The organism is Streptomyces capitiformicae, from assembly GCF_002214185.1.
Classification (GTDB): Bacteria; Actinomycetota; Actinomycetes; order Streptomycetales; family Streptomycetaceae; genus Streptomyces; species Streptomyces capitiformicae.
In genome coordinates this window covers 3,811,515-3,833,045 of the sequence record NZ_CP022161.1, presented here as the reverse complement: position 1 = coordinate 3,833,045, position 21,531 = coordinate 3,811,515, and the positions used below count along the sequence as shown (strand labels likewise).

The window sequence follows — 21,531 nt, the reverse complement described above, 5'->3', positions numbered from 1 at the left end:
GTCTGCGGGCCCGTCGTGGCTTGTCCGTGCCCCTGAACAGCTGACCGGGAATCACTGGGCGCCCTGTGCGTTGAATCCCGTGTGACCTCAGTTCTCTCCTCCGTTCAGTTCTCTGTGCTCGATCGGTCCCGTGTCCGCGAAGGTCATCACGCGTCCGAGGCACTGCGCGACACCGTGCGGCTGGCCCGGGCCGTGGAGGAACTCGGCTATCACCGGTTCTGGGTCTCGGAGCATCACGGGGTGCCCGGAGTCGCCGGGTCAGCACCTACCGTGCTCGCCGCAGCCGTAGCCTCCGCCACCCGCTCGATCCGCGTCGGCACCGGCGGAGTGATGTTGCCCAATCACCGTCCCCTGGTGGTGGCCGAGCAGTTCGGCGTCCTCGAATCCCTGTTCCCGGGGCGCATCGACATGGGGCTGGGCCGTTCTGTCGGCTTCACGGACGGCGTACGCAGGGCGCTGGGCCGTGACAAGGACGACGCCGATGACTTCGCGGGGCAGCTCGACGAACTGCTCGGCTGGTTTCACGGGACGTCCCCGACCCGGGTGCACGCGCGCCCCCCGGAGGGGCTGGTCGTACCCCCGTTCGTGCTCGCCATGGGTGAGGGCGCCTCGATCGCCGCGCGAGCAGGGCTGCCCATGGTCATCGGCGATCTCCGCAACCGCGACAAGATGCGGCACGGCATCGACCGTTACCGCGCCGAGTTCCGCCCGTCATCGTGGGCCGAGGCGCCGTACGTGGTCGTCTCCGGGACGATCGCCGTCGCCGAAACCCCGGAGGCGGCTCACCGCATCCTGCTCCCCGAGGCCTGGGCGATGGCGTACTCGCGCACGCACGGCAGTTTCCCGCCGCTCGCCCCCGCCGAGGAGGTCGAGCGGCGGGTGATGACCGCCAAGGAGCGCGGGTTCTACGAGGCCGGGCTGGCCGGGCATGTGTACGGCACCGAGGAGCAGGTCGCGCACGAGCTGGAGGCGGTGGTCAAGGAGACGGGTGCCCAGGAGGTCCTGGTCACGACGAGTACGTACGACCGCGAAGCAATGCTGGAATCCTACGAGCGGCTGGCACGGGTCGCGGGACTCGGATAGTCCCTGCCGGGGCCGATGTCCCGCCGTGGCCTTCGGTGGGCGCACCCGAAGCGCACGTGGCCAGGTCCTGCGTGTCGGTCACGCCGATCTCCGCGGCCCGCGCCAGCGCCCGCCGGTCGAGCGGGCGGCCCGGACCGAGGACCGGTCGCACGTCGACGTCGGCCACCAGGCCCCGTGCCGACACGACCCGCCACACCGACGTGAGCAGTGAGTCGTCCCCGACGAAGGCGGGCGCGGTGCTGGGCCCGCCGTCGAGGAGCCGGTAGCGGACGGACACCGGCTGTACGGGCGCACCCGCGTCGAGCGCGGCCTGGAAGACGGCCCGCCGGAAGTGTCCCTGGGCGCGCCCGCACCAGGTACTGCCCTCGGGGAAGGCAACGACGGCGTCGCCGGCGCCCAGGGCTTCGGCGATCCGGGCGACCGTGCCGGGCAGGGCGCGGATGCGGTCCCGGTCGATGAACAGGGCTCCGCTGCGGGCGGTCAGCCAGCCGGCCACGGGCCACCGCAGTATCTCCGACTTGGCGAGCATCCGGGCCGGGCGCACGGCGGCGAGCAGGGGGATGTCCAGCCAGGAGACATGGTTGGCGACGAGCAGCAGCCCGCCGGTGGGCGGCGCGGCCGCACCGGAGATCCTTACCCGGACCCCGAAGGCCCGAACGATCCACCGGCTCCACCGGCTGACCGCACTCGACGGGATCCTGGCCCCGAGGGGAATGAGCAGGAACCCGACGAGGAGCAGGGCCACGACGGCCGCGAGTCTCAGCACCGCCAGCGGTACGGCGGCGAGGGACGCCCGCGCCTCCACACACGCCCGTGGAGTACAGGGCGCGCTGGGCAACCACACGCTCATCGCGTCACGCCGCCGGTACGAGGGAGAGGAAGTGCCGCAGGTAGCGCGGGTTGACCCGGCGCATCGACAGCAGCACGTACATGTCGGCGACCCCGAAGTCCGGGTCGTGCGCGGGCTCGCCGCAGACCCAGGCGCCGAGGCGCAGATAGCCGCGCAGCAGCGGGGGAAGCTCGGTACGGCCCTCGGGGGCCTCGCCCTTCGGGATCCAGGGGAGCAGCGGCCGTACCCGGTACTCCTCCGGCGCCAGGTTCTTGGCCCGCACCCGGTCCCAGGCGCCCGCGGCGAGGGCACCGCCGTCGGCGAGCGGGATGGAGCAGCAGCCGGCCAGCCACTCGTGGCCGCCCTGGACCATGTAGCGGGCGATCCCGGCCCAGATCAGGCTGATCACGGCGCCGTCGCGGTGGTCGGGGTGCACGCAGGACCGGCCGACCTCCACCAGCGAGGGGCGGATCGCGTCGAGCGAGCCGAGGTCGAACTCGCCGTCCGAGTACAGCCGTCCGGCGATCGACGCGCGCTCGGGCGGCAGCAGTCGGTAGGTGCCGACGACCTGGCCGGTCAGCGTGTCGCGGACGAGCAGGTGGTCGCAGTAGGCGTCGAAGGAGTCGACGTCCAGCCCCGGCTGCGGTGACGCCAGCAGGGCGCCCATCTCCCCGGCGAACACGTCGTGCCGCAGCCGCTGCACGGCACGCACGTCCTCCTCGCTGCGGGCGAGGGTGACGGTGTAGCGGGTGGGGGCGGTCGGCTGGGGCGGACTGTCGAGAGTGGAGGCGGTCATGGCTTCTCCTGGTCACGGGCCGACTCGGCGGCCATCAGTGGCGGACCTGGGGACGTGCGACCCGCCGCCACAGTTCTTCCGACGCCGACTGACAGGCGAGTGACCGCCGCCCGGAGAGCGGATGTGGGAATGTTGAATGCCAGGAATCCCGAAAAGCGAAACGGGACCGGGGTTTGAGCACCACTCCCGGTCCCGCTCGTCCGCACGTTTCGGCGAACGTCTATAACTTTTCAACTGGCCTTAACTGCACCGCGCCCGATAGGGGCGCGGGGCAGTGTCGATTTGCGGCTCCGCCGCGTGGGCGCGACCAGCCACAACGCACCCGCAGCCCGAAAGAATCAAGCACCCCGATGGCGCTACCGACCACTCTTACGAACAGCCCGCAGCCACTCTCTGTTCATATGAGTAATAGACACCAAGGGAATCCCCTTGGGACAAGCCGTGGCGCACTCCCCAGTCAACGTGCACCCCCCGAACCCTTCCTCATCCATCTGCTCGACCATGCCCAACACCCGCGTCTCCCGCTCGGGCGCCCCCTGAGGCAGCACGTTCAGATGATTGACCTTGGCCGACGTGAACAACATCGCCGCCCCGTTGGGACACGCGGCCACACAAGCCCCACACCCGATGCACTCCGCGTGCTCAAAGGCATAGTCCGCGTCCGGCTTCGGCACAGCCGTGGCGTGCGCCTCCGGCGCGGCCCCCGTAGGCGCCGTGATGTACCCCCCGGCCTGAATGATCCGATCGAACGCGGACCGGTCGACGACCAGATCCTTGACCACCGGGAACGCCGACGCCCTCCACGGCTCCACATCGATCGTGTCGCCGTCCGAGAAGGACCGCATGTGCAGCTGACAGGTCGTCGTCCGCTCCGGCCCGTGCGCGTCCCCGTTGATGACGAGCGAACACGCCCCGCAGATCCCCTCGCGGCAGTCGTGGTCGAAGGCCACCGGGTCCTCACCGCGCAGGATGAGCTCCTCGTTGAGCGTGTCGAGCATCTCCAGGAAGGACATGTCGGGCGAGATGTCGTCCACCTCGTACGTGGACATGGCGCCGTCGGCGTCGGCGTTGCGTTGCCGCCAGACGCGCAGGGTGAGCCTCATGCGTAGCTCCGCTGGGTGGGGTGGACGTACTCGAAGACGAGGTCTTCCTTGTGCAGGACGGGCGCCGAGCCCGTGCCGGTGAACTCCCAGGCGGCCGCGTACGAGAACTCCTCGTCCTTGCGGGCCGCCTCGCCGTCCGGCGTCTGGGACTCCTCACGGAAGTGCCCGCCACACGACTCGCTGCGGTGCAGCGCGTCGAGGCACATCAGCTCGGCGAGCTCCAGGTAGTCGACGATCCGGTTGGCCTTCTCCAGGGACTGGTTGAACTCCTCACCCGTCCCCGGGACCTTGATGCGCCGCCAGAACTCCTCCCGGATCTGCGGGATCCGCTCCAGGGCCTTGCGCAGCCCGCTGTCGGTACGGGCCATGCCGCAGAACTCCCACATCAGCTCACCGACCTCGCGGTGGAAGGAGTCGGGGGTGCGGTCGCCGTCGACGGCGAGGAGCAGGGTGAGCCGGTCCTGGGTCTCGGCCAACACCTCCTGTACGAGGGGGTGTTCGACCCCGACGGGCTCGCTGTGCGGATGCCGGGCGAGGTAGTCGTTGATCGTCGCCGGGAGGACGAAGTACCCGTCGGCGAGCCCCTGCATCAGCGCCGACGCGCCGAGCCGGTTCGCCCCGTGGTCGGAGAAGTTGGCCTCACCGATGGCGAACAGGCCGGGGACGGTGGTCTGGAGGTCGTAGTCGACCCACAATCCGCCCATCGTGTAGTGCACGGCGGGGTAGATCCGCATCGGCACCTCGTACGGATCCTCGTCGGTGATCCGCTGGTACATGTCGAAGAGGTTGCCGTACTTGGCTTCTACGGCCTTGTGGCCCATCCGCTTGATGGCGTCGGCGAAGTCGAGGTAGACGCCCTGCCCTCCCGGCCCCACTCCCCTGCCCTCGTCACAGACGTTCTTCGCGGCGCGGGAGGCGATGTCACGCGGAACCAGGTTGCCGAAGGACGGGTAGATGCGCTCCAGGTAGTAGTCGCGCTCGTCCTCGGGGATCTTGTTCGCGGGACGGGTGTCGCCCTTGGCCTTCGGCACCCAGATACGGCCGTCGTTGCGCAGCGACTCGCTCATCAGCGTCAGCTTGGACTGGTGGTCGCCGGTGCGCGGAATGCACGTGGGGTGGATCTGGGTGAAGCAGGGGTTCGCGAACAGCGCACCACGCCGGTGTGCCCGCCACACGGCGGTGGCGTTGGAGTTCATGGCGTTGGTCGACAGATAGAAGACGTTGCCGTACCCGCCGCTCGCCAGAACGACGGCGTCCGCGAAGTACGTGTCGATGCGGCCGGTGATCAGATCCCGTGCCACGATCCCGCGCGCCCGCCCGTCGATCACGATCAGGTCGAGCATCTCGGTCCGCGGGTGCATCTCCACGTTGCCGGCCGCGATCTGCCTGCTGAGGGCCTGGTAGGCACCCAGCAGCAGCTGCTGGCCCGTCTGGCCGCGGGCGTAGAAGGTTCGCGACACCTGGACGCCGCCGAAGGAGCGGGTGTCGAGCAGACCGCCGTACTCACGGGCGAACGGGACGCCCTGGGCCACGCACTGGTCGATGATCTCGACGGAGATCTGGGCGAGGCGGTGGACGTTGGACTCGCGGGCCCGGAAGTCACCGCCCTTGACAGTGTCGTAGAACAGCCGGTGCACGGAGTCGCCGTCGTTGCGGTAGTTCTTCGCGGCGTTGATGCCGCCCTGCGCGGCGATGGAGTGGGCCCGGCGCGGGGAGTCCTGGTAGCAGAACTGGACGACGTGGTAGCCCTGTTCGGCGAGCGTGGCGCCGGCGGAGCCGCCGGCGAGGCCGGTGCCCACGACGATCACGGTGTGCTTGCGGCGGTTGGCGGGGTTGACCAGCTTGGCCTCGAAGCGGCGGGTGTCCCAGCGTTCGTTGATCGGGCCGGACGGGGCCTTGGTGTCGACGACGGGCTCGCCGGTCGCGTAGTTCACGTATTCAGCGGTCATCTCAGTTCACCACTCCGGTCATGACGCCCACGGGTACGGCGATGAAGCCGGCCGTGAGCAGCAGCGCGAGGACGTCGGCGACGGTCTTGAGGGCTCGGTCGCGGGTGCGGCTGCCGGCGCCGAGGGTCTGGGCGGCGCTCCAGAAGCCGTGCCGGATGTGCAGGCCGAGGGCCAGCATCGCGACGAGGTAGATGACGTTGCCGTACCAGGTGGAGAAGGTGTCGATCACGTTCTGGTACGGGTGGCCGGCCTCGAATCCGTCCGGGTGGACCGTGCCGGTCGTCAGGTCGAGGATGTGCCAGACGATGAACAGGCCGAGGATGATGCCGCCCCACCGCATGGTGCGGGTCGCGTAGCTCGCCCGGCGCTTCTTGTGCGCGTACCGGGTGGGCCGCGCCCTGATGTCGCGGCGGCTGAGCTGGTAGGCGGCCGTGGCGTGGGCGACGACCGCGGCGACGAGGACCACGCGGACGGTCCACAGCGCCCACTCGTGGTGCAGGAAGGGCTCGCCGAGGGTGCGCAGCCAGTGCGCGTAGCCGTTGAACTCGTCCGAGCCGAAGAAGATCTTGAGGTTGCCGAGCATATGGACGACCAGGTACGCCAGCATGATCAAACCGCTGACGGCCATGACCGTCTTCTTGCCGAGGGAGCTGTCCCACACCGTGCGCGCCACGGACGGTTTCCGTTCCGTCCGTTCCGTCCGCGTTGCCAGAGCCATGGAACAAGACGCTAAGGCCGAAAACACTCATCGGTCCAAGACATGGTCCGGCTCGATTCGATAGCCGGAAACTATCGTGTCATATCGTGGACGGGTGCAGTTCCAGCAGCTTCAGTACTTCGTGGCGGTCGCCGAGACCCGGCATTTCACCCGCGCCGCCGAACTCGTCCATGTCGCTCAGCCGTCCCTGTCGCAGCAGATCAAGGCGCTGGAACGGGAGTTGGGGGCGGACCTCTTCCTGCGGGCGCGCGGCAACATCACCCTGACCGACGCCGGTGAGGCCCTGCTGCCGCTGGCCCGCCGCATCCTGGCCGACACGGACACCGCCCGGCACGAGGTGCAGGAACTGGTCCAGCTGCGGCGGGGCCGGGTCAGGCTCGGCGCGACCCCGAGCCTGTGCACCGGCCTGCTCCCGGACGTCCTGCGCGCCTTCCACGACCGCTACCCCGGCATCCGCCTGCTGATCGAGGAGGGCGGCTCCCACGACCTCGTACGGCAGCTGGCGCGCGGCGCCCTCGACCTGGCCCTGGTCGTCCTCCCCCTGCCCACACCCGCCCCCGCCCTGACCACGGTGGAGCTCCTGCGCGAGGACCTCGTGGTGGTGTCGTCTCCGGACGCCCCCAGACCCGGCAACGGCCGCCGCACCGTCCGGATCCCCGACCTGGAGGGCGAGCGCCTGGTCATGTTCCGCCACGGCTACGACCTGCGCGAACTCACCGTCGCCGCGTGCCGCTCCGCCGGGTTCGAGCCGGACTTCGCGGTGGAGGGCGGCGAGATGGACGCGGTCCTCGGCTTCGTACGGGCCGGGCTGGGCGTGGCCGTCGTCCCCCGCATGGTCGCCGCCCGCTCCGGACGCGGCCTGCGCGTCACCCCTCTGGCCCGCCCCGGCCTGCACCGGACGATCGCCCTGGCGCACCGCAGCGACGTGGCCCCGCCGCGGGCCGCGCGGGAGTTGCAGCGGATGCTGGTGGAGCGGTGAGGGGCGGGGTGCGCACGATCACCGGTGTCTTCCCTGGTAGAAGCCCTGGTCGAAGTGGGTCCTCCCCCGCGTCGCGAGGTACCAGACGATGCCGGCGACGAAGAGGACCCCACCGATCTTCCAGGACACCAGGAGCACCACGATCAGCCACACCAGGGTCATGGCCACGTAGCCGAGTCCGCCGATGCGCTTCATGGTCGAGGGTGTGGGACTCGAAGCGATCGGAGCCGTGACGGAGTGGGACGGGGCCGGATCGGACGGCATGTAGGCGGGCACCGACGGCACGGCGGGCTCCACCCAGGTCGGCGTGTGCCTCGGCGCGGGTGGGGCAGTCCGGGTATCGGCCCGGGCGTCCACGGCGGGTACCGGGGTGCGGGGCGGACACGAGGGCGGTGGGGTGGGCGCGAGTCGGCCGGCGTCGTCCGGTATCCGGATCGCGCTGCCGCCCGTACGTCCCTCCAGCTCGACGAGCCGCCTGCGCGCCTCCCCCGCCGTCGACGGCCGGTCGGCCGGGTCCTTCTCCAGCAGGGCCAGGATCAACTCGTCCCAGCTACCCGGCAGTTCGGGGCGGTGGTGGCTCGGCGGCACGGGTGGTTCGTCCATGTGCTTGCGGAGCAGTACGTGCCAGACGGGAGCCTCGAACGGGAGCCGTCCGGTGGCCAGTTCGTAGAGGATGCAGCCGAGGGAGTACAGGTCGGTGCGCGCGTCGACCGGGACGTCGCCCCGGGCCTGCTCGGGCGACATGTAGGCCGGGGTGCCCACGACCGAGCCGGTGGCGGTCAGCGCCGTCGGGGCGCCCGAGGCGTCCAGGAGACGGGCGATGCCGAAGTCCAGGACCTTGACCAGGCTGTCCTCCGGGTCGGCCGAATCCGCAGCGGCCACCAGCACGTTCGACGGTTTCATGTCCCGGTGCACGACCTGGGCGGCATGGGCCGTGCCCAGCGCCTTGCACATCTGCCCCGCCCAGCGCGCCACGTCGACGAGGTCGGGCAGCCCGTCGCCGCCGTGGATCAGCCGGTCCAGGCGCCGTCCCTCGATCAGCTCCATCACGATGTACGGCAGCGCCGCGCCGTCGTGCGCCGACGCCGTACCGAGTTCGTACACGGTGACGATGTGCGGGCTCGACAGCCGCGCCACGGCCCGCGCCTCGCGCACGAACCGCTCGGCGGTGGTCGGGTCCTGGCCGTGGACGAGGCCGGTCACCAGCTTGACGGCCACCTCGCGCCGCAGGTGCTCGTCGTGGGCCCGCCACACCTCCCCCATGCCACCGGCACCGATCCGGTCCACCAGGCGATAACGCCCGTCCAGCATCCGCTCCGGCATCCGTCTCCCTCGCCCCACCAGCCGTCGTTCAGCCCGTCGCGTCCACCAGCGCCAGATCGTGCAACCTTTCCGGCGGACCCGGGCGAGCGTAGTACCAGCCCTGGGCCGTGTCGCAGCCGAGGATCCGCAGTTGCTCGGCCTGGGCTCCGGTTTCGACGCCCTCGACGGTGACCGCGAGGTCGAGGCTGTGGGCGAGGGCGACGATGCCCTCGACGATCTTCAGGTCGACGGGGTCGGCCGGGAACTGCTGCATGCTCTGGGTGAAGGAGCGGTCCAACTTCAGCACCCGGACCGGCAGTCGGCGCAGATTGGCGAGGTTGGAGTAGCCGGTGCCGAAGTCGTCGAGGGCGATGTCGACGCCCATCTCGGAGAGTCTGCGCAGGGGTTTGAGCAGATCGTCGTCGGCGCCGATGAGGGCGGACTCGGTGACCTCCAGACAGAGGGCGTCCGGTTCGAGGCCCGCGCGCTCCAGGATGTCGACGGTGTCCTGGACCAGCCCGGGATGGGTCAACTGGCATGGCGACAGGTTGACGTTGACACGCAGGGGGCCGGTCGCTCCCGTACCACCGTGACGTTCCTGCCATTCACGGGCCTGCCGCACCGACTGCTCCAGGACCCAGCGGCCGAGCGGCACGATCAGGCCGGTGCGTTCGGCGAGCGGGATGAACCGGTCGGGGCCGAGGACGCCGTGCTGCGGATGCAGCCAGCGGACCAGGGCCTCGGCGCCGCGTACGGTGCCGTCACCGAGGTGGACGAGCGGCTGGTACTCGATGAAGAACTCGCCCCGGTCGAGGGCGGCGGGCAGGGCGGTGGTCAGGCCGTGCCGGGTGATGGCGCGGGCGTCGGCCTCCGCGTCGGCGACCTCGCAGCGGTTTCCGCCCGCCGACTTGGCCCGGTACATCGTGATGTCGGCGCTGCGCAGCACCTCCGCGGGGCCGCGCTCGCCCGCCGGGCCCTCGACGATGCCGATGCTGCCGCGGACCAGGAGTTCGCGGCCGTCGATGCGGACGGGGGTGACGAGGGCGTTCATGATGCGGTCGGCGAGTTCGTCGACCTCGCGTTCGGTGTCCGTGCCGGTGGTGAGCGCCACGAACTCGTCGCCGCCGAGCCGGGCGACCATCTCGCCGGGGGCGGTCGCGCAGGACTGCAGCCGGTCGGCGACCTCGACGAGCAGCCGGTCGCCGGCCGCGTGCCCGAGGCTGTCGTTGATGGCCTTGAAGCCGTCGAGGTCGAGGTAGCACAGGCCGAAGCGCTGGCCGTCGCCCGCGGCGAGGGCCTTCTCCAGGCGTTCGAAGAACAGGGTGCGGTTGGGCAGTCCGGTGAGCGCGTCGTGCGTGGCCTCGTAGCGGAGGCGGAGGTTGAGCAGTCGGCGCTCGGTGGTGTCCTCCATCAGCGCCAGCTGGTACTGGGGGTTGCCGTCCGCGTCACGCAACAAGGAAACCGTCAGGTTGGTCCACAGAACCGTTCCGTCTGGTCGGTGGAACGCCTTCTCGGTGTGGTAGTGCTCGCGTTCGCCGCGTACCAGCTCCTCGTAGAGGCGCCAGACCTGCGGGGCGTCGTCGGGGTGCGTCCAGTCGGTGACGACACGGCCGCGCATCACCTGCTCCGTGACGCCGAACATGCGCAGCAACGCGCCGTTGACCTGGAGGATGTTGCCGTCGAGGTCGGCGATGCCGATGCCGATGGCGGCGCCTTCGAACACCGCGCGGAAGCGGGCCTCGGTCGCGTGCAACGCCCGGGCGACCGCGCCCTGGGCCTCCAGCGCGGCTCGGGCGATCGCCTCCTGCTCGGCCAGGGTCCGCTGCCGCAGCGCCTCGGCGTATCCGGCGGCCATCGCGGACTGCAGTCGCGCGGCGCGGGCCCGCAGATCCTCCTGGGCGCCGTCGCCGCCGCAGTAGAGCACCAGGTAGGCGTCGACGCAGTCCAGGGTCTGGCTGAGCGCCTCGGGCTCGGTGCAGTGCGCCTCGACGAGGGCGGCGCCGACGGCTCTTCCTTCCCCGGCGTCGTACGTCCTGGCCCGCAGCGCCTCGCTCAGGCGCCGGGCGAGCGGCAGGAGTCGCTCCTCGAACTCGGGGCGGGTCAGCGACGTGGAGGTGACGGGGAAGACCGCCCGGCTCCAGATCGTCGCGAACCGGCGCAGTCTGCCCTCCGGCCCGTCCGACTCCGCCCTCACGCCTTGGTCCCCACGCCGGCGAACTGCGCGAAGGCGTACGGATCCTCGTCCTCGGGAGCCGTGTCGGGCCGCCACTTCGCCATCGGCACCACTCCGGGTTCCACCATGTCGTACCCCTCGAAGAACCGCGCGACCTCGTCGGATGAGCGCATGGTCAACGGATTGCGAATGTCCTTGTACACGTCCACCATGCTCTCTGCCCTCTCCCGGGGGAGCGGAATTCCCTCGGAGCAGGCGTGCGAGACGACGAGCATGCTGCCGGGCGCGAGCGCGTCGCTCAGCTCGGCCACCGCTGCGTACGGGTCGTCCCTGTCCTCCACGAAGTGCAGTATGGCAACCAGAAGCAGCGCCACTGGCCGGTTCAGGTCGATAAGTCGCTCAACACGGGGGCTCTCGAGGATGTCCCGGGGCTTGCGCAGATCGGCCGCGATCACATCCGCGTCGTCGTTGCCCTCCAAAACCGCCTGGCTGTGTGCTACGGCGACCGGGTCGTGGTCGACGTAGACGACATGCGCGCCAGGGCTGGCCTCCTGGGCGACCTCGTGCACATTTCCGAAGGTGGGTATTCCGGAACCGACGTCCAGGAACTGGGTGATGCCCGCGTTCACCGCGTACCGCACGGCGCGGCGCATGAACGCGCGGTTCGCCTGCATGATCTTGGGCAGGCCCGGCACGAACTCCATGGCCTTGCGGGCGGCTTCCCGGTCGACCTCGAAGTTGTGCGAACCGCCCAGGTAGTAGTCGTACATGCGGGCCACGGACGGCATCGAGACGTCGATGCTCCGTGGCGCCCAGGCGGGACGCTCCATCTGTGCTCTCCAACGCGTCGGGGGTGGCGTAGGCGATCCGGTGTTCGAGCAGAGGCTACTGATCGTCCGCCAATGGAGCGAGCAAAAACGGAAATTGACCGTCCGTTCCCGGTCGCTGCCGATGGCACATGCCCAACCATCGTCCCGGCCATACCTGTTCACCCCCGCTTCCCGTGGCGGGGCACGCCAAGTGACCCGCCCCCTCCGTGCGGTGCGGAGGGGGCGGGTCGGATCCGTCGCGCTGATGTGGTGCGTCCGGCACTCTTCTGCTCGTCCACTCCCTTCCGCGTGCGGTTTCCTGAATGGCGAGGTGATCTACCCTGGGGAAGGTGACCTTTACTTCTGCGCGCGGATCGGCTCTCCGTCGCCGTTGATGACGAACCAGGTGCCGCCCACACCCTGGCCCTTGGTGTCACCGGGGGCCTTGTCGCTGGCGAAGGTGTAGAGCGGAATGCAGTTGATGGTCTGCTGCTTGATGCCGTCGGGCCGGTCGAAGACCGTGTAGCCCTTCAGCAGGATGCCCTTGGTGTCGTTCTTGTCGACCGGGGCGACGACGGGCCACTTGTCGAGGCAGGCGCCGGTGCACGCGGTGGACATCGGCCACTGCGTGTCCTTCATGAACCGATAGACCGTCATGCCGTTCTTGTCGACGACGATCTCGCCGAAGTCCGGGTCATTGCGGGTGGTCAGGCCAGCCTGCTCGACCGCCTCGCCACCGGCGTCGCCCGCGTCACCGCTGTCGGCGCCGCCGCCGCCCTTCGTGGAAGCCTTCTTGCCGTCGGGCGCCGAGGCGTACCAAGTGCCGCCCACGGCCTGGCCGTTGATGTCACCGGCCTTGGTGTCCTTGGCGTAGTAGTAGAGGGGCCAGCCGCTGACCGTCAGCTGCTTGGTGCCGTCGGGCCGGGTGACCTCGCCGAGCAGCGACTTGTCCACGCCCTCGGCGGCGGTGGCGCCCGAGGCGGGCACCGGCGGCCAGGTGGTGGCGCACTGGCCCTCACAGGTCGTCTTCGGCGGCTGGAAGGAGTCCTTGTCGAAGCGGTACAGGGTGCGTCCGGCGCTGTCCGTGAGGACCTTGCCGTACTCGTCACTGTTCCACACGGTCAGTGCGCCCGCCGAGGCGGCCGTCGTCGACTGGGCCTGCTCCTGCGCATTGGAACCGGAACCGGCCGCGCCGACACCGGCGATGGCGCCGGCCCCGAGCGTCGGGGTGGAAGCCGCGCCCACATTCTGACTCGATGTGGAGCCCTGTTCCTGACCGCACGCCGTCGTCAGCACCAGCACAGCCGCAGCTGTCGCTACGAGTGAGGCGCTCCGCCAGGAGGTCTTCATTCCAACTCCCCGTGTTTCCTTGGGTGTTGCAGCGCCCTACTGCGCCGCTCGCTGGCCCTAGGTACGGGCGGGGGTGGCCGATGTGTTCAACGCGGCGCGAATTTCTTTCCGAAAGCTGTGACATTTCTTCGTCGCGGGGTCCTCGCAGGCCCCGAAACAGGGGTCGGCTTCCGGCTCCCGGTCAAACCTTCGCGTCCCGTTTTTCCCTCGTCCGGGGCAATCTGCACAGGCTCCGGCTTGCGCGGGCACGCGAGCACCGATGATCTTCGTCGTGCAAGGACCCCAGCGGACCCGATCCGCTCTCGCCCTGCGGCTGTCGGCCCTGCTCGCACTGACCTGGCTCCTCACCGGAGCGCCGAGCGGCACAGCCGTCGCCGACGCCTGCGCATACGCGACGGCCGGCCCGGACATGGGGGGAACCGTCGCCGTGGCGATCGCGGGGACCAGCTCCTGCGAGCCGGTTCCGGCGACCACACCGTCACCGACCCCCACGCCGACGCCCACACCCTCGTGCCCGCCGGAGCCGACCCCCACCCCGACTCCCCCACCGCGCCCGAAGCCGCCCCCGACCACCCCGGCACCCCCACCCACACGGGCGCCGGCCCCCACGCCGAAGCCCGAGCCGCCGCCTCCACCACCCCCACCGCCCGTCACCCAGGCGCCCCGGCCCGTCCCCATTCCGCCCCCGAAGCCCGCCCCCAAGCCCACACCGAGCCCACGCCCCGAGGTGTCGCCGACGCCGGTGAGCTACCCGCCCTACCGGACCCCGGCCCGCACGCACACCAAGCGCTCCGGACCGTCCCTCGTCACGCTCGCCCTGCTCATCACCGCGCCCGCGGTGTTCGCCGTCGCCGCGCTGCGTCCGCGCTGACCCCGATCGCTGGAGGAATCCCTTGTCGGAATGGCTTGTTCTCACCCTCGCGATGGGGGCGGCGTGTGTCGTCGTCCTCCTCGTGGCCGTCGTACGGCATCACGCCGCGCCGGCGGACGAGGACCCGTCCGAGACCCCGGACGTCATCGAGTACATCACCATGATGATCGGCGTGGTGTACGCCATCGTCCTGGGCCTGGCCATCGCCGGGGTCTGGGAGGCCCGCAGCGTCGCCCAGGACCATGTCCAGGCGGAGGCCCAGGCGCTGCACGAGATCAGGGAGCGGGTGCGGGTGTACCCCGAGGATGTGCGCGACCGTATCCGAGCCGACCTCGACGCGTATGTCGGCCACGTCGTGACCACGGAGTGGAAGGCCATGGCCGAGAAGGGGGAGATGACCGAGAAGGGTACGGAGCTCCTCGACACCGTCCGCCGGGACGTCACCGACTACCAGCCGAGGAGCGACTTCGAGGCGCAGGCCTACCAACCGCTGCTCGACCAGATGGCCGCGGCCGACGCGGCGCGCAACGCCCGCGCCGACTCGACCGGCGAGACCATGCCGGGCGTGGTGTGGTTCGGTCTGATCACCGGCGCCGTGGTGACCGTGGGCATGGTCTTCGCGCTGCAGATCCGGCGTACGGCACGAGAGCTGATCCTCGCCGGCCTGTTCTCCGCCCTCATCGCCTTCCTGCTCTTCCTCATCTGGGACTTCGACTCGCCCTACAGCCGGGGACTCACGGCCACGGTGGACCCGTTCCGCGCGCTGTTCCCGAACGCGGGCGGGTGAGGGTCCCCCGGGTGGAGCAGGTGCATGTCAGGCGCGCGCCGGGGTCCTCCCGCTCGAGCGAGGCCGCGGGGGTCACGTCCATGGCCGCTGTCGGGAATCGGCGGTGACGGCGGCCGAGCCTGTTTGGGCCGGCGCGCACGATGCTGTGTGGCCTCGTGCGCCCGGCCCGCCCGGCCCGCCCGGCCCGCCCGGTAATCGTCCGGTCCGCCGTTGCGGGTGACCTCCCGCATGACCCTCGAGGCGGGCCGCCCCAGACGCCGCCCGATCTCTGTGTATCCAAGCCCCTTGGCCAGCCCCGCGGCGATGTGCTGACGGTCCTCCTCGGTGAGCCTGCCTCCGGGCATCGGTGCCGAGAGTGGGGGAGGGCGGGCGCAGCGGCACCTCGTGGCGCCGAGTCGCGCAGCCACCCCCGCCCACGCCATTCCGCTCCCTCCTCAAATCTTGTTCTCCGAGCGGCGGCGCATCCAGAACAGGCCACCGCCGATGAGCGCGGCGGCGACGAGCCCGCCGCCGATGGCGATGTCGGTAGGCGTGGCCCCGGTGGAGCTGCTGCCGCCGAGACCGCCGCGGACGCCGCCGATGACGGTGAAGACGTCCTCGAACTTCTTTCGCTGGCCTTCGCAGTGGGTGAAGACGTCGTACGCCCCGGGGTTGGCGTTGGCGTTGATCCGCACCGTCGCCGTCGCCGTCCTGCCGTCACGGGACGTGAGATTGGTGGTGGGGAAGGCGTTCGAGCTGATCGTGCTGCCCATCGTCGCGCAGGCGTTGCCGCCGCTGACGGTGAGCACGATCTGCCCGCCGCGGGCGACGGCGTTGGGGCTGGCCGTGACCGAGGTCGGTTGCTCCCAGGCGGTGGCCGTCGGGGCGGCGATGCCGACCAGGGCGACCGCGGCGGCCGAGGCCGCGAGGGCACGAGTAGTACGCATGTGATCCTCCGCGGAAGACGCCCCGGGAACGGTCCCCGGTCGATCGGCGAGAAGCGCCTCCCAGAAAAACCCTCAGTTGCCTTGTACGGGGCCGCATTTCGGCGATGGTCCGTCCTGGTGAGCCAACACGCCGCGATATCTCCGCGTGATCGGATATCGCCGCAGGTCACGGACTGTCAGAAAATTCCTGTGCCCGGCGACTCGGATGGCGCACAGCTCCGCCGCGCCGCCACCCATTCGTACCTGAGCCGTCGCCGTGATCGTGCGGAGCGCTTATTTTCTGTCGTATGCGCGAGGGACGCGGCGACGGCCGCGTCGAGAGGGGATGGCGAATGTATTCGTCCGAACCGGCCGAGGCCGAAGAGGAGGAGCGGAGGAGGAAGCGTGCGCCGTGGGGCGTGATAGCGCTGGTCCTGCTGACCGGTCTCGCCCTCATTCGCAACGGCTCGGGGGAGTTCGACGTGGGTCCGCCGCAGCCCGCGTCGGCGGCGGCCGCCGACAGCCGCACCACCCCCCGCGGCACCTTCACCAATGTGCCCGATCCGCTGCCGTACGCCATGGTCGAACGGGTGCGGATCCCTTCGATCCAGGTCGACGCCCCGGTCGTGCCCGTCGGTCTGGACCCCCAGGGCTGGGTCGACGCGCCGCCCGCCCAGGACCCGAACCTCGCGGGCTGGTTCACCGGCGCGGTCTCCCCCGGCGAGCGGGGTACGGCCGTGATCGTGGGGCACGTCGACAACGATCGAGGGCCCGCGGTGTTCTACGGACTCGGGGCGCTCAAGAAGGGCAGCCGGGTCGAGATCCGGCGCGGGGACGCGAAGACCGCCGTGTTCGAGATCTACGGAATCGAGGTCTTCGAGAAGAACAACTTCCCCGGCGACCGCGTCTACGGAAACAGCGGAATTCCCGAGTTGCGGGTCATCACCTGCGGAGGAGGTTTCTCCCAGCAGAACGGCTACGACGGAAACGTCGTTGTTTTCGCCCGCCTGGTCGAGGTTCGCTGAGCGTTCCCCGGCCGGGCGGGCGAATTCCCGCCGTTATGCGTATTTCCGTTGGGGCACGGTGATCCGATAACCCGAGTCCAGTAGTGCGGGCAGATAGTGGCGCAGCGCCCGTACGCTCTGCGAGCGGTCGCCGCCCGCGTCGTGGGAGAGCACGACGACACCGGGGGCCGCGCCGTCCGCCACCCGCTCGATGATGGTGTCGGCGCCCGGGGCGCGCCAGTCGAGCGTGTCGACGGACCAGGCCAGGGGTTCCATGTTGAGTTCGGCGCCGAACCGGAAGACGGCCCGGTTCCAGGCGCCGTACGGTGCGCGGAACCACAGCGGCGGTTCGCCGTACGCCTCGTCGATGATCTCGCTGGTGCGGGCCATCTCCGCGTAGATCATGCGCCGGGAGAGCTTGGTGAGCAACGGGTGGGACCAGGTGTGGTTGCCGACGACATGGCCGTCGTAGGCCATCTCCCGCAGCAGGTCCCCGTACTGGGCCACCATCTCGCCGCACACGAAGAACATCGCGCGGACGTCGTGGTAACGGAGGATGCGCAGGATGTCCGGGGTGTAGCGCGGGTCGGGGCCGTCGTCGAAGGTCAGCACGATGGTCCGGCCCTGGCCGTCCACGCGCAGGAACGGCTCGCGCCGGACCAAGGGGCGGACGAGCCTGCGGCGCCGCGGGCGGGCGCCGTATCCGGCGATGGGCCGGAGGCGGTAGGCGGAGGGAGGGAGCGCGCGATCGGTCCCCGGACCGGGCCCCGGACCGGCGGCAGCGACGGTGGTCCCGGGCGCCGCCGTGCCGGAGGCCCCGTCACCGAGGAGCGAAACGGTGGTGCCCGCGACACCGGCCGCGCCCAGCAGGGCGGCGCCTCCGATCAGCAGACGGCGCCGTGTGAAGATCTGATCCTTCGTCTGATCCTTCGTCATGACTCATCAGTCGACCAAGGCGGGGACGGCGCACCCCCACGACACCGGTGCGGCGGCACAGAAACACCCGATGGGAGTAGTTCTCCGACAGCCTCGCCACCGTGACTGATCGGCGAGCACACCAGTTCGAACGAGGTACCGACGGACCCAAGGTCATCCTCGTCGGGCTGGACGGCTCCGACTCCTCCCTCCGCGCCGTGGCCTACGCCGCGGGTCTCGCCCGGCGGCAGCAGTCGCTGCTCGCCACCGTGTACGTGCAGCCGACGCCGGCGGCGAGCGCGGCGCTCGGGGCGCCGGTGGCCGGGACGACGGACGCGATCACCGAGCAGCTCGTCGCGGAGATCCGGGAGGCCGCCGAGCAGGTGAAGGGCATCTTCGAGGTGCGCTGGGCGTTCCACACCTTCCGCGGCGACCCGTACAGCGGGCTGGTGAAGGCGGCGGACGAGCTCCAGGCGGACGCCGTCGTGGTGGGCGTCTCCGAACAGGCGGGCCACCGCTTCGTCGACTCGGTGAAGGTACGCCTGGTGAAGGCGGGCCGCCGGCCGGTCACGGTAGTGCCGTGGTACGGGGCGCGGCCTTGTCTTCGGGCCGAGTCCCCGAAACACCGGCAGACCGTTCGTCGCACCGTTCGTCGACAGGTTTGACCGCCCGCCGCAGACCCGTGACCGCCCTCTGTCCCCACGGAGCGCTCCGCGTTCCCATACGGCCATGACGGCCGGAACCACGATCACCAACGGGACGACCGCCGAGCACGAGCTGGCCGAGCTCCAGCGCGAACACGGCCGCCCCCTCTTCGCCCTGATGCTGCGGCTCTCCGACGGGGACCGCCACCGCGCCGAGGACCTCGTGCAGGAAACCCTCGTGCGCGCCTGGCAGCACCCCGAGGCGCTGCGCGCCGACGACTTCGACTCCGTACGCCCCTGGCTGCTCACCGTCGGGCGGCGGCTCGCCATAGACGCGCGACGGGCCCGGCAGGCGCGCCCCGCCGAGGTGGGGGACGCGGTGCTGGAGAACGCCCGAGTGATGGCCGATCACGCCGAACGGTCGGTCGCGACGCTCGATGTGCGGGAAGCTGTGAAGACACTCACTCCCGAGCACCGCGAAGTACTGGTGCAGGTGTACTTCCAGGGTGCGAGTGTGGCGGAAGCCGCCGAAGCCCTCGGCATCCCGCCCGGTACGGTGAAGTCTCGCGCGTACTACGCGCTGCGCGCCCTGCGCCGGGTGCTTCCGGGATACGCGGCCGACCTGCACTGAAACCAATGGCTGAGTCAAACCTCCGTAAAGCGCCTTGCTGAGGACCCCGGTTGAGCAATCAGCTGTCTTCATCCGTGTTCGGGATGGGGGCCCGGGGTCGGGCGACGCGCACGCACCGGAGGAAGGCAGGAAGGGATGCTGCACAGAGGTCAAGAGAGCACGGACGGCGCCGGCGGCGGCGAACTGGCCGTCCCCATGGCGTGGTTCTACGCCGAGTACATCGCCGAGGAACTGCTGCGGACCGGCGACCTGATGCCGCCGACGTCCTTCGAGTTCCGCGCGGGGCGGGACGCCCTGGCACTGACCATCTTCCTCTCGGACTCCGGCGGTGAGCTCTCCGGTATCCGGGTCGTCACCCAGCTGGAGACCTGGCTGTCGCTGACGGCGTACGACCAGCCGTGGCAGGACTGGGTGTGCGAGCGCATGGCCCACTTCACCGCCGAGGCTCTGGAGCGGGGCGGCCCGTCACCGGACCTGGAGCTGGCGGCCGAGGCCTGGCGCTGGCTGGAGGAGACCGAGCTGCTCGCGCCCGATCTGGACGCGGTGCCGGGCGGTGGTGCGGTCCTCGGTGAGGACGACGGTCCAAAGGTTTGGACACCGGCCTGGCGGCTCGGTCTGCCGCTCGGGCACCTGGCGATCCATCTCTTCTAGGCCGGCTCCGGGCCGGGCGATCCCCTGTCTCCGACCTGGTTACCCGTGTCTTCCTGGGCGCGAAGCCCCTGTTCGCGCGTTGACAGGCCAATTTTTTCGGTCCTCGACCAATCCGCGGGACGAACGGCTCCGAATCTTTTGGTTGGCAATGGTCACGGGGCTTGAGTGATTCGCCGGTCTGGTCCGTACCGGTGGGGGCACGAAGCAACCCCCACCGCACACCGGCCCGAGGAATTGCCATGTGGTCCCAGGATCGTCATCACGACGTCGGCGCGTACTCGTTGGGCGTGCTGGACGAGGTGGAGTCCTTCCACTTCGAGGACCATGTCCGCGGCTGCCCCCAGTGCGCGGTACAGGTCACCGAGTTCCGTCCCGCCGCCCGGCAGCTGATGCTGTACCGGAACGCCACACCGCGTGCCGTCCACCCCTTCGCGGCACCCGGTCCCCGGCTGCTCGGACGGCTGCTGGACGAGGTGGCCGTCCGGCGGCGGGCCCGGCGCAGGCGCTGGCTGTTCGCGCTGGCCGCCTCCGTGGTCATCGCCGTGGGCGGGCCCGCGGTCGCCGTCCTCGCGGGGCCGGGCGCGCCGCCGGACACGGTCGCCGCCACCGACGCCAAGACGGGCGTGTGGGCCGAGGTCAGGGCCGGGGACCAGGTGTGGGGCAGCGACATCGAGCTGAACGTCAAGGAGGCCGAGGGGGCCCACGCCTGCCGGCTCGTCGTGGTCGGCAAGGACGGCTCCGAGGAGACGGCCGCCAACTGGAAGTCCCCCGACGGCGGCGAGGCCTCCGACATGCATGGCGGCACCACGATGCGGCGCGGGGACATCAGCCACTTCGAGGTGCGCAGCCAGGAGGGTGAGCTTCTGGTGACGCTGAAGGCACCGGCCTGGCGCTGACTTGGTCCGTACCTTCAATGGTCGCGCCCGCCTACTTGAGCAGTCGTGACATCCGTCGGTCGGCGAGGGGCTTGCCGCCGGTCTGGCAGGTCGGGCAGTACTGCAGCGAGGAGTCGCTGAAGGAGACCTCGCGGATCGTGTCGCCGCACACCGGGCAGGGCTCGCCGGTACGGCCGTGGACGCGCAGGCCGCTCTTCTTCTCCGCCTTCAGCCTTCCGGCGGCCAGGCCCCGGGCGCGCTCGACGGCTTCGGTGAGCGTGGAGCGCAGCGCCTCGTAGAGGTGGCGGGTCTCCTCCGGTTTCAGCGACGAGGCCAGCTTGAAGGGCGACATCTTCGCCGTGTGCAGGATCTCGTCGCTGTACGCGTTCCCGATCCCCGCGATCAGGCTCTGGTCGCGCAGCGCCCCCTTGATCTGCCGCCGCTCCCCCACGAGCAGCCCGGCGAAGCGGGTCACGTCGAACGCGTCGGCGAGGGGGTCGGGGCCGAGTCGGGCGATGCCGGGGACGTCTGACGGGTTCCGTACGACGTACACCGCCAGCCTCTTCTGGGTGCCGGCCTCGGTGAGGTCGAAGCCCTCGCCGGTCTCCAGTGCGACGCGCAGTGCGAGAGGGCTCTTGCCGCCCGGCCGGGGCGGACCGTCCGGGAGCCGGTCCCGCCAGTGCAACCAGCCGGCGCGGGCCAGGTGGGTGACGAGGTGCAGGTCCTGGTCGTCCGCCTCCATGTCCAGGAACTTGCCGTGCCGCCGTACGCCGGTGATCTCCCGCCCCTCGAAGGCGGTGACCGGTGGGTCGTACGTCTTCAGCACGCTGATCGCCACGGGCAGTATCCGGACGACTTCGTGGCCGACCAGATTCTCGACCAGGAAGTCCCGGAGTGCCTCGACCTCGGGAAGTTCCGGCATACGTTCAGGGTGCCATGTGCCTGCGGCGCTTGGGCGGTGCATCTGGGGCGGGTGTCTGAGGCGGGTGAGTGAGGCGGGAAGGTGAGCGCGGGAAGGTGAGCGCGGGAAGGTGAGCGCGGGAAGGTGAGCGCGGGAAGGTGAGCGCGGGAAGGTGAGCGCGGGAAGGTGAGCGCGGGAAGGTGAGCGCGGGAAGGTGAGCGCGGGTAGGTGGGGGCTGGTCGCGCAGTTCCCCGCG

Annotated in this window: 20 protein-coding genes and 2 pseudogenes; 9 read left to right on the top strand and 13 right to left on the bottom strand. The window is 70.4% G+C overall.

What is annotated here, in order from left to right:
* Positions 1–81 precede the first annotated feature (81 nt).
* Positions 82–1,083: an LLM class flavin-dependent oxidoreductase gene (locus CES90_RS17040; RefSeq protein WP_189784413.1), complete on the top strand. Its 1,002-nt coding sequence runs from the start codon at positions 82–84 to the stop codon at positions 1,081–1,083.
* On the opposite strand, the gene CES90_RS17035 is transcribed toward CES90_RS17040, so the two are convergent.
* The 5 genes from CES90_RS17035 to CES90_RS17015 all read right to left on the bottom strand — a co-directional run bounded on the left by CES90_RS17035 (position 1,007) and on the right by CES90_RS17015 (position 6,433).
* Positions 1,007–1,933 carry a lysophospholipid acyltransferase family protein gene (locus tag CES90_RS17035; protein WP_189784414.1) on the bottom strand — a complete coding sequence of 309 codons (927 nt, stop codon included), beginning with the start codon at positions 1,931–1,933 and terminating at the stop codon, positions 1,007–1,009. The genes CES90_RS17040 and CES90_RS17035 overlap by 77 nt on opposite strands.
* Positions 1,934–1,937: 4 nt before the next feature.
* Positions 1,938–2,708 carry a GNAT family N-acetyltransferase gene (locus CES90_RS17030; RefSeq protein WP_189784415.1) on the bottom strand — a complete coding sequence of 257 codons (771 nt, stop codon included), beginning with the start codon at positions 2,706–2,708 and terminating at the stop codon, positions 1,938–1,940.
* A 356-nt stretch (positions 2,709–3,064) separates the two neighbouring features.
* Positions 3,065–3,811, bottom strand: coding sequence for a succinate dehydrogenase/fumarate reductase iron-sulfur subunit (locus CES90_RS17025; RefSeq protein ID WP_189784416.1), 747 nt, complete (start codon positions 3,809–3,811; stop codon positions 3,065–3,067).
* Positions 3,808–5,760, bottom strand: coding sequence for a fumarate reductase/succinate dehydrogenase flavoprotein subunit (locus CES90_RS17020; protein WP_189784417.1), 1,953 nt, complete (start codon positions 5,758–5,760; stop codon positions 3,808–3,810). Before CES90_RS17020 ends, CES90_RS17025 begins: the two co-directional genes overlap by 4 nt.
* A 1-nt stretch (position 5,761) precedes the next feature.
* On the bottom strand, positions 5,762–6,433 hold the full coding sequence (locus CES90_RS17015) for a succinate dehydrogenase (RefSeq protein ID WP_189784457.1): 672 nt from the start codon (positions 6,431–6,433) through the stop codon (positions 5,762–5,764).
* A gap of 139 nt (positions 6,434–6,572) precedes the next feature.
* Here CES90_RS17015 and CES90_RS17010 point away from each other — a divergent pair, with 139 nt between their 5' ends.
* A complete protein-coding gene (locus CES90_RS17010) occupies positions 6,573–7,457 on the top strand; it encodes a LysR family transcriptional regulator (RefSeq protein ID WP_189784418.1) in 885 nt (294 codons plus the stop codon).
* Positions 7,458–7,475: 18 nt separating this feature from the next.
* On the opposite strand, the gene CES90_RS17005 is transcribed toward CES90_RS17010, so the two are convergent.
* The 4 genes from CES90_RS17005 to CES90_RS16990 form a co-directional block, all read right to left on the bottom strand.
* Positions 7,476–8,780, bottom strand: coding sequence for a serine/threonine-protein kinase (locus CES90_RS17005; RefSeq protein WP_189784419.1), 1,305 nt, complete (start codon positions 8,778–8,780; stop codon positions 7,476–7,478).
* 28 nt (positions 8,781–8,808) lie between these two features.
* Positions 8,809–10,953 (bottom strand): putative bifunctional diguanylate cyclase/phosphodiesterase, encoded by a 2,145-nt coding sequence (locus CES90_RS17000; protein WP_189784420.1) that lies wholly within the window; start codon positions 10,951–10,953, stop codon positions 8,809–8,811.
* Positions 10,950–11,762 (bottom strand): SAM-dependent methyltransferase, encoded by an 813-nt coding sequence (locus CES90_RS16995; RefSeq protein ID WP_189784421.1) that lies wholly within the window; start codon positions 11,760–11,762, stop codon positions 10,950–10,952. The genes CES90_RS17000 and CES90_RS16995 overlap by 4 nt, the downstream gene beginning before the upstream one ends.
* Before the next feature lie 336 nt (positions 11,763–12,098).
* Positions 12,099–13,091 carry an SCO0930 family lipoprotein gene (locus CES90_RS16990; protein ID WP_189784422.1) on the bottom strand — a complete coding sequence of 331 codons (993 nt, stop codon included), beginning with the start codon at positions 13,089–13,091 and terminating at the stop codon, positions 12,099–12,101.
* 271 nt (positions 13,092–13,362) lie between these two features.
* On the opposite strand from CES90_RS16990, the gene CES90_RS16985 reads away from it, so the two are divergent.
* Positions 13,363–13,962 (top strand): hypothetical protein, encoded by a 600-nt coding sequence (locus CES90_RS16985; RefSeq protein ID WP_229913982.1) that lies wholly within the window; start codon positions 13,363–13,365, stop codon positions 13,960–13,962.
* A 22-nt stretch (positions 13,963–13,984) separates the two neighbouring features.
* A complete protein-coding gene (locus CES90_RS16980) occupies positions 13,985–14,749 on the top strand; it encodes a bestrophin-like domain (protein ID WP_189784424.1) in 765 nt (254 codons plus the stop codon).
* A gap of 68 nt (positions 14,750–14,817) precedes the next feature.
* Here the strand turns inward: CES90_RS16980 and CES90_RS51970 are convergent.
* Positions 14,818–15,093: pseudogene (locus tag CES90_RS51970) on the bottom strand (helix-turn-helix domain-containing protein); the annotation flags it as partial.
* A gap of 90 nt (positions 15,094–15,183) precedes the next feature.
* On the bottom strand, positions 15,184–15,675 hold the full coding sequence (locus tag CES90_RS16970; RefSeq protein WP_189784425.1) for an LPXTG cell wall anchor domain-containing protein: 492 nt from the start codon (positions 15,673–15,675) through the stop codon (positions 15,184–15,186).
* Positions 15,676–16,007: 332 nt separating this feature from the next.
* Between CES90_RS16970 and CES90_RS16965 the strand changes: the two genes are divergently transcribed.
* Positions 16,008–16,679: a class F sortase gene (locus tag CES90_RS16965; protein ID WP_189784426.1), complete on the top strand. Its 672-nt coding sequence runs from the start codon at positions 16,008–16,010 to the stop codon at positions 16,677–16,679.
* A gap of 33 nt (positions 16,680–16,712) precedes the next feature.
* Here CES90_RS16965 and CES90_RS16960 read toward each other — a convergent pair whose 3' ends face one another.
* Positions 16,713–17,594, bottom strand: a complete 882-nt coding sequence (locus CES90_RS16960; RefSeq protein ID WP_189784427.1) for a polysaccharide deacetylase family protein — start codon at positions 17,592–17,594, stop codon at positions 16,713–16,715.
* Positions 17,595–17,695: 101 nt separating this feature from the next.
* Here CES90_RS16960 and CES90_RS16955 point away from each other — a divergent pair.
* The 4 genes and pseudogenes from CES90_RS16955 to CES90_RS16940 all read left to right on the top strand — a co-directional run.
* A pseudogene (locus CES90_RS16955) lies at positions 17,696–18,154 on the top strand (universal stress protein); the annotation flags it as partial.
* 148 nt (positions 18,155–18,302) lie between these two features.
* Positions 18,303–18,848 (top strand): sigma-70 family RNA polymerase sigma factor, encoded by a 546-nt coding sequence (locus CES90_RS16950; RefSeq protein WP_149823903.1) that lies wholly within the window; start codon positions 18,303–18,305, stop codon positions 18,846–18,848.
* A 135-nt stretch (positions 18,849–18,983) separates the two neighbouring features.
* Positions 18,984–19,499 (top strand): hypothetical protein, encoded by a 516-nt coding sequence (locus CES90_RS16945; protein WP_189784429.1) that lies wholly within the window; start codon positions 18,984–18,986, stop codon positions 19,497–19,499.
* A gap of 239 nt (positions 19,500–19,738) precedes the next feature.
* Positions 19,739–20,395 carry a hypothetical protein gene (locus CES90_RS16940; protein WP_189784430.1) on the top strand — a complete coding sequence of 219 codons (657 nt, stop codon included), beginning with the start codon at positions 19,739–19,741 and terminating at the stop codon, positions 20,393–20,395.
* Between the two features lie 31 nt (positions 20,396–20,426).
* On the opposite strand, the gene CES90_RS16935 is transcribed toward CES90_RS16940, so the two are convergent.
* Entirely contained in the window at positions 20,427–21,296 is an 870-nt protein-coding gene (locus CES90_RS16935) for an Fpg/Nei family DNA glycosylase (RefSeq protein WP_189784431.1), read from the bottom strand.
* Between the last annotated feature and the right edge of the window lie 235 nt (positions 21,297–21,531).

Bases quoted from the DNA above. Each gene is read 5' to 3' on its own strand.
- CES90_RS17035 (WP_189784414.1), bottom strand. From the start codon at position 1,933: ATGAGCGTGTGGTTGCCCAGCGCGCCCTGTACTCCACGGGCGTGTGTG.
- CES90_RS17030 (WP_189784415.1), bottom strand. From the start codon at position 2,708: ATGACCGCCTCCACTCTCGACAGTCCGCCCCAGCCGACCGCCCCCACC.
- CES90_RS17025 (WP_189784416.1), bottom strand. From the start codon at position 3,811: ATGAGGCTCACCCTGCGCGTCTGGCGGCAACGCAACGCCGACGCCGAC.
- CES90_RS17020 (WP_189784417.1), bottom strand. From the start codon at position 5,760: ATGACCGCTGAATACGTGAACTACGCGACCGGCGAGCCCGTCGTCGAC.
- CES90_RS17005 (WP_189784419.1), bottom strand. From the start codon at position 8,780: ATGCCGGAGCGGATGCTGGACGGGCGTTATCGCCTGGTGGACCGGATC.
- CES90_RS16995 (WP_189784421.1), bottom strand. From the start codon at position 11,762: ATGGAGCGTCCCGCCTGGGCGCCACGGAGCATCGACGTCTCGATGCCG.
- CES90_RS16990 (WP_189784422.1), bottom strand. From the start codon at position 13,091: ATGAAGACCTCCTGGCGGAGCGCCTCACTCGTAGCGACAGCTGCGGCT.
- CES90_RS16970 (WP_189784425.1), bottom strand. From the start codon at position 15,675: ATGCGTACTACTCGTGCCCTCGCGGCCTCGGCCGCCGCGGTCGCCCTG.
- CES90_RS16965 (WP_189784426.1), top strand. From the start codon at position 16,008: ATGTATTCGTCCGAACCGGCCGAGGCCGAAGAGGAGGAGCGGAGGAGG.
- CES90_RS16960 (WP_189784427.1), bottom strand. From the start codon at position 17,594: ATGACGAAGGATCAGACGAAGGATCAGATCTTCACACGGCGCCGTCTG.
- CES90_RS16950 (WP_149823903.1), top strand. From the start codon at position 18,303: ATGACGGCCGGAACCACGATCACCAACGGGACGACCGCCGAGCACGAG.
- CES90_RS16945 (WP_189784429.1), top strand. From the start codon at position 18,984: ATGCTGCACAGAGGTCAAGAGAGCACGGACGGCGCCGGCGGCGGCGAA.
- CES90_RS16940 (WP_189784430.1), top strand. From the start codon at position 19,739: ATGTGGTCCCAGGATCGTCATCACGACGTCGGCGCGTACTCGTTGGGC.
- CES90_RS16935 (WP_189784431.1), bottom strand. From the start codon at position 21,296: ATGCCGGAACTTCCCGAGGTCGAGGCACTCCGGGACTTCCTGGTCGAG.